4 protein-coding genes are annotated in these 4,746 nt (G+C 73.0%); 3 read left to right on the top strand and 1 reads right to left on the bottom strand.

All coding sequences use genetic code 11. The features are described from left to right. The 3 genes from BI06_RS21325 to sucD all read left to right on the top strand — a co-directional run. Positions 1-1,124, top strand: a 1,124-nt coding sequence (locus BI06_RS21325) for a VWA domain-containing protein (protein ID WP_043470710.1), incomplete at its 5' end; no start/stop codon positions are given. A gap of 383 nt (positions 1,125-1,507) precedes the next feature. Beyond that, the gene (gene sucC, locus BI06_RS21320) at positions 1,508-2,680 is read left to right on the top strand and encodes an ADP-forming succinate--CoA ligase subunit beta (RefSeq protein WP_030393362.1); all 1,173 of its coding nucleotides are present in this window, start codon (positions 1,508-1,510) and stop codon (positions 2,678-2,680) included. Between the two features lie 19 nt (positions 2,681-2,699). After that, on the top strand, positions 2,700-3,584 hold the full coding sequence (gene sucD, locus BI06_RS21315; protein WP_030393363.1) for a succinate--CoA ligase subunit alpha: 885 nt from the start codon (positions 2,700-2,702) through the stop codon (positions 3,582-3,584). A 118-nt stretch (positions 3,585-3,702) separates the two neighbouring features. On the opposite strand, the gene BI06_RS21310 is transcribed toward sucD, so the two are convergent. Further along, positions 3,703-4,746 (bottom strand): hypothetical protein (locus BI06_RS21310; RefSeq protein ID WP_051741563.1); only part of this gene is annotated, 1,044 nt, incomplete at its 5' end.

The raw sequence follows: 4,746 nt of genomic DNA, 5'->3' as shown, positions 1-4,746 counted from the left end.
TCCTCGGCGGCGAGGCCGACGGGACCGGCCGCGCCCTGCACGGCCGGGACGCCGCGATGGACGGCGCGCTCGCCGCGCTCTACCGGGGCGCCCCCGAGGAGGGCCGGGCCGGGCAGCCGCGCTCCGGGCGCCGCTCCGCGGGCCTGGGCGGCTCGGCCCCGCAGGTGGCCCGCTGGCTGGGCGACATCCGCGAGTACTTCCCGGCCACCGTCGTCCAGTTGATGCAACAGGACGCGATCACCCGGCTCGGGCTGGAGCAACTGCTGCTGGAACGGGAGATGCTGGAGGCCGTCGAGCCGGACGTCCACCTGGTCGCCACCCTGCTCTCGCTCAAGCACGCGCTGCCCGAGACCACCCGGGAGACCGCCCGCGCGGTCGTCGGCACGGTGGTCGCCGAGCTGGAGCGCCGACTGGCCGACCGGACCAGGGCCACCGTCGGCGGCGCGCTGGACCGCAGCGCCCGGGTCGGCCGCCCGCGCCACCGCGACATCGACTGGGACCGCACCGTCCGGGCCAATCTGCGGAACTACCTGCCGGAGCACGGGACCGTCGTGCCCGAGCGGCTGGTCGGCTTCGCCCGGGCCCGGCACGCGGTGAAGAAGGACGTCGTCCTCTGCATCGACCAGTCCGGGTCGATGGCCGCGTCCGTGGTGCACGCGGCGGTGTTCGGCGCGGTGCTCGCCTCGATGAAGAGCCTGGACACCCGGCTGGTGGTCTTCGACACCTCGGTGGTCGACCTCACCGAGCAGCTCGCCGACCCGGTCGACGTGCTCTTCGCGACCCAGCTCGGCGGCGGCACCGACATCAACCGGGCGCTGGCCTACTGCCAGTCCCGGATCACCCGGCCGGCCGAGACGGTCGTCGTCCTGATCAGCGACCTCTACGAGGGCGGCATCCGGGACGGGATGCTCAAGCGGGTGGCCGCGATGAAGGCGGCGGGTGTCCAGTTCATCGCCCTGCTGGCGCTCTCCGACGAGGGCGCGCCGGCCTACGACCACGCGCACGCCGCCGCGCTGGCCGCCCTCGGCGCCCCGGCCTTCGCCTGCACCCCCGACGCCTTCCCGGAGATCATGGCGGCGGCGATCGGGAAGCGCCCGATCCCGGTTCCGGACCAGGGGGTGTGACCCGACCGGGGGCGTGACAGGCCGTCCGCCCGGCGGCCGTGGCCGGAGTTGTCGGCCCGGCGCGCGCCCGTCTCACTCGTACGGGGGAACATGGGGCGTGGACGAGCAAACCCGCCGGTCCGAGCGCCGGGCGCACGCCCTTCGGGCTTTCTGTGACGGTTCTCACCAAAGACTGGCAGGCCCCGGGCGAAACACGCCCGTCCGGCGGGGATAACCTGCCAGACGGACGTGACGCGCGTGTGAATTGACGTGTGCGCCCGTGGCTGTGTGGGCCGCAAGGCCGTACCTCTGCGTACCCGCACCGCCCCGACGACCCGCAGCGAAGATCCTGCCGTGGCACGCTCGTAGAGACACAATCCGCGACCACGAACAAGGACAAACACGTGGACCTGTTCGAGTACCAGGCGAGGGACCTCTTCGCCAAGCACGGTGTTCCCGTGCTTGACGGCGATGTCATCGAGACCCCCGAAGCGGCTCGCGCCATCGCCGAGCGCTTCGGCGGCCGCGCCGTCGTCAAGGCTCAGGTGAAGGTGGGAGGCCGAGGCAAGGCCGGCGGCGTGAAGCTGGCCGCCGACCCGGCGGACGCCGTCGCCAAGGCCGAGCAGATCCTCGGCATGGACATCAAGGGCCACACCGTGCACAAGGTGATGCTGGCCCAGACCGCGGACATCAAGGACGAGTACTACGTCTCGTTCCTGCTGGACCGCACCAACCGCACCTTCCTGGCCATGGCCAGCGTCGAGGGCGGCGTGGAGATCGAGGTCGTCGCCGAGGAGAACCCCGACGCGCTCGCCAAGATCCCGGTCGACGCCAACGAGGGCTGCACCCCGGAGAAGGCCGCCGAGATCGTCGCCGCGGCGAAGTTCCCGGCCGAGGTCGCCGACCAGGTCGCCGACGTCCTGCAGAAGCTGTGGACCGTCTTCATCAAGGAGGACGCCCTCCTCGTCGAGGTCAACCCGCTGATCAAGTCCGGTGAGGGCAAGATCATCGCGCTCGACGGCAAGGTCTCCCTGGACGAGAACGCCGAGTTCCGCCAGCCCGAGCACGAGGCGCTCGAGGACAAGGCCGCGGCCAACCCGCTGGAGGCCGCCGCCAAGGCCAAGGGCCTCAACTACGTCAAGCTCGACGGTTCCGTCGGCATCATCGGCAACGGCGCGGGTCTCGTCATGAGCACCCTCGACGTGGTCGCGTACGCCGGCGAGAAGCACGGCAACGTCAAGCCCGCCAACTTCCTCGACATCGGTGGCGGCGCCTCCGCCGAGGTCATGGCGAACGGCCTGGAGATCATCCTGGGCGACGCCGACGTCAAGTCGGTCTTCGTCAACGTCTTCGGCGGCATCACCGCCTGTGACGCGGTCGCCAACGGCATCGTGCAGGCCCTCGCGCTGCTCGAGGAGAAGGGCGAGGCGGTCACCAAGCCGCTGGTCGTCCGTCTCGACGGCAACAACGCCGAGCTGGGCCGTCAGATCCTGACCGACGCCAACCACCCGCTCGTCGAGCAGGTGGACACCATGGACGGTGCGGCCGACCGCGCCGCCGAGCTGGCCAACAAGTAAGGAAGGGGACTTTCACACCATGGCTATCTTCCTTACCAAGGACAGCAAGGTCATCGTCCAGGGCATGACCGGCTCCGAGGGCATGAAGCACACGCGCCGCATGCTCGCCTCCGGCACCCAGATCGTCGGCGGTGTCAACCCGCGCAAGGCCGGCACCACCGTTGACGTCGACGGCACCGAGGTGCCCGTCTTCGGCACCGTCGCCGAGGCCATCGAGAAGACCGGTGCCGATGTCACCGTCATCTTCGTGCCGCCGAAGTTCACCAAGGACGCCGTCGTCGAGGCCATCGACGCCGAGATCGGCCTGGCCGTCGTCATCACCGAGGGCGTCCCGGTGCACGACACCGCCGCGTTCTGGGCCTACGCCGGTTCCAAGGGCAACAAGACCCGGATCATCGGCCCGAACTGCCCGGGCCTGATCAGCCCCGGACAGTCGAACGCCGGCATCATCCCGGCCGACATCACCAAGGCCGGCAAGATCGGCCTGGTCTCGAAGTCCGGCACCCTGACCTACCAGCTCATGTACGAGCTGCGGGACATCGGCTTCTCCTCGGCCGTGGGCATCGGCGGTGACCCGGTCATCGGCACCACCCACATCGACGCCCTCAAGGCGTTCCAGGAGGACCCGGAGACCGAGCTCATCGTCATGATCGGTGAGATCGGCGGCGACGCCGAGGAGCGTGCCGCGGCCTACATCGCCGAGCACGTCACCAAGCCGGTCGTCGGCTACGTCGCGGGCTTCACCGCCCCGGAGGGCAAGACCATGGGCCACGCCGGCGCCATCGTCTCCGGCTCCTCGGGCACCGCCCAGGCGAAGAAGGAGGCCCTCGAGGCCGCCGGTGTCAAGGTCGGCAAGACGCCGTCCGAGACCGCCCGCCTGGCCCGTGAGCTGTTCAAGGGCTGACGCCCCCCCGCTCGCGCACAGCGCCCCCGCACCGGCCTCGCCGGTGCGGGGGCGCTGTCGTTCCGGAACGGCTCCGGTGCTGGTCCGGCGCTGGTCCGGGGCTGACCCGGCGCCGGGATCAGCGCGGTGCCCGGTGCTCCGCCGGGCAGGGGCGCAGCACCCAGGACGCGCAGCCCGGAGACTCCGGGACCACCGCGGCCGGCGGCGGCAGCGCCACCCCGGCCCGCCCGGCCGCAGGCGGCCGGTACGGCCCGTCCTCGCGGGGCGGCGGCGGATCCACCACGACCGGCTCCAGCCCCGGCGTCGGCGAGCACCAGAGGCTGTGGATCCCGGACGGCGCCCCCTCCGCGAGCAGGGGCAGCAGGGCCTCCGGCTCGGTCGCCAGCGTCGGCACCGGCGCGCAGAGCACCGGCGGCGGCGGATCCGACGGCCGGAACAGCTCGCCCGGTCCGCCGCCCGCCAGCGTCGCCGCCACCGCGCCGCCGACGGCCACCGTCAGCAGCGCCGCAGCCCCCGTCCGGCCCGCGTGCACCAGCCCCTGCCGGGCCCGCAGCAGCGGCACCGGCGGCCGGTGCGGCTCCGGCACCCCGCGCACCGCGGCCCGGTGCAGCAGCCCGCACAGCCGGTCCGCGAACCCGTCCGCCGCCGGGTCCGGCCCCACCAGGTCGGGGACCCACTGCGCCAGCGCCGTCCGCGCCGCCCACACCCGCCCCTCGGCGGCCGCGACCGTGGACTCCACCTCCACCGCCACCGCGGCGGCGGGCAGTCCCAGGCCGTCGTGCAGCACCAGCGCCCGGCGCTGCGGCCGGGAGAGCCGGCGCAGCGCCTTGAGCAGGGCCCGGTCCCGGTCGGTCAGGCGGTCGTGGTCCGGCAGTACCGCCTGGGCCTCGTCCGCCGGTCGCACCTTGATCCGCCGGTGCGGCAACCGCCACGCGTGCGCCCGCCGGGGCCCGCCCCGGTGCCAGGGGGACAGCGCCAGTTCGAACGCCCGGATCCGCACCCACTGCTCGGGCTCGGCCCCGGCGGCCACCTCCGGCCAGTGTCGCCGCGCCTCGCCGAACGCCCGCCCGACGCAGTGCACCGCCCGGTGCTTGCAGGCGGTGAGGAGGAAGACCTGCTGCACCAGCCGGGTGTGCCCCGCCTCGTACACCTCCTCGAACCC

The sequence above is a fragment of the Kitasatospora sp. MBT66 genome (genome assembly GCF_000710405.2).
Lineage (GTDB): Bacteria > Actinomycetota > Actinomycetes > Streptomycetales > Streptomycetaceae > Kitasatospora > Kitasatospora purpeofusca.
The sequence above is the reverse complement of the archived record's forward strand: the minus strand, read 5'-3'. Positions and strand labels throughout refer to the sequence as shown.

Bases quoted from the DNA above. Each gene is read 5' to 3' on its own strand.
- sucD (WP_030393363.1), top strand. From the start codon at position 2,700: ATGGCTATCTTCCTTACCAAGGACAGCAAGGTCATCGTCCAGGGCATG.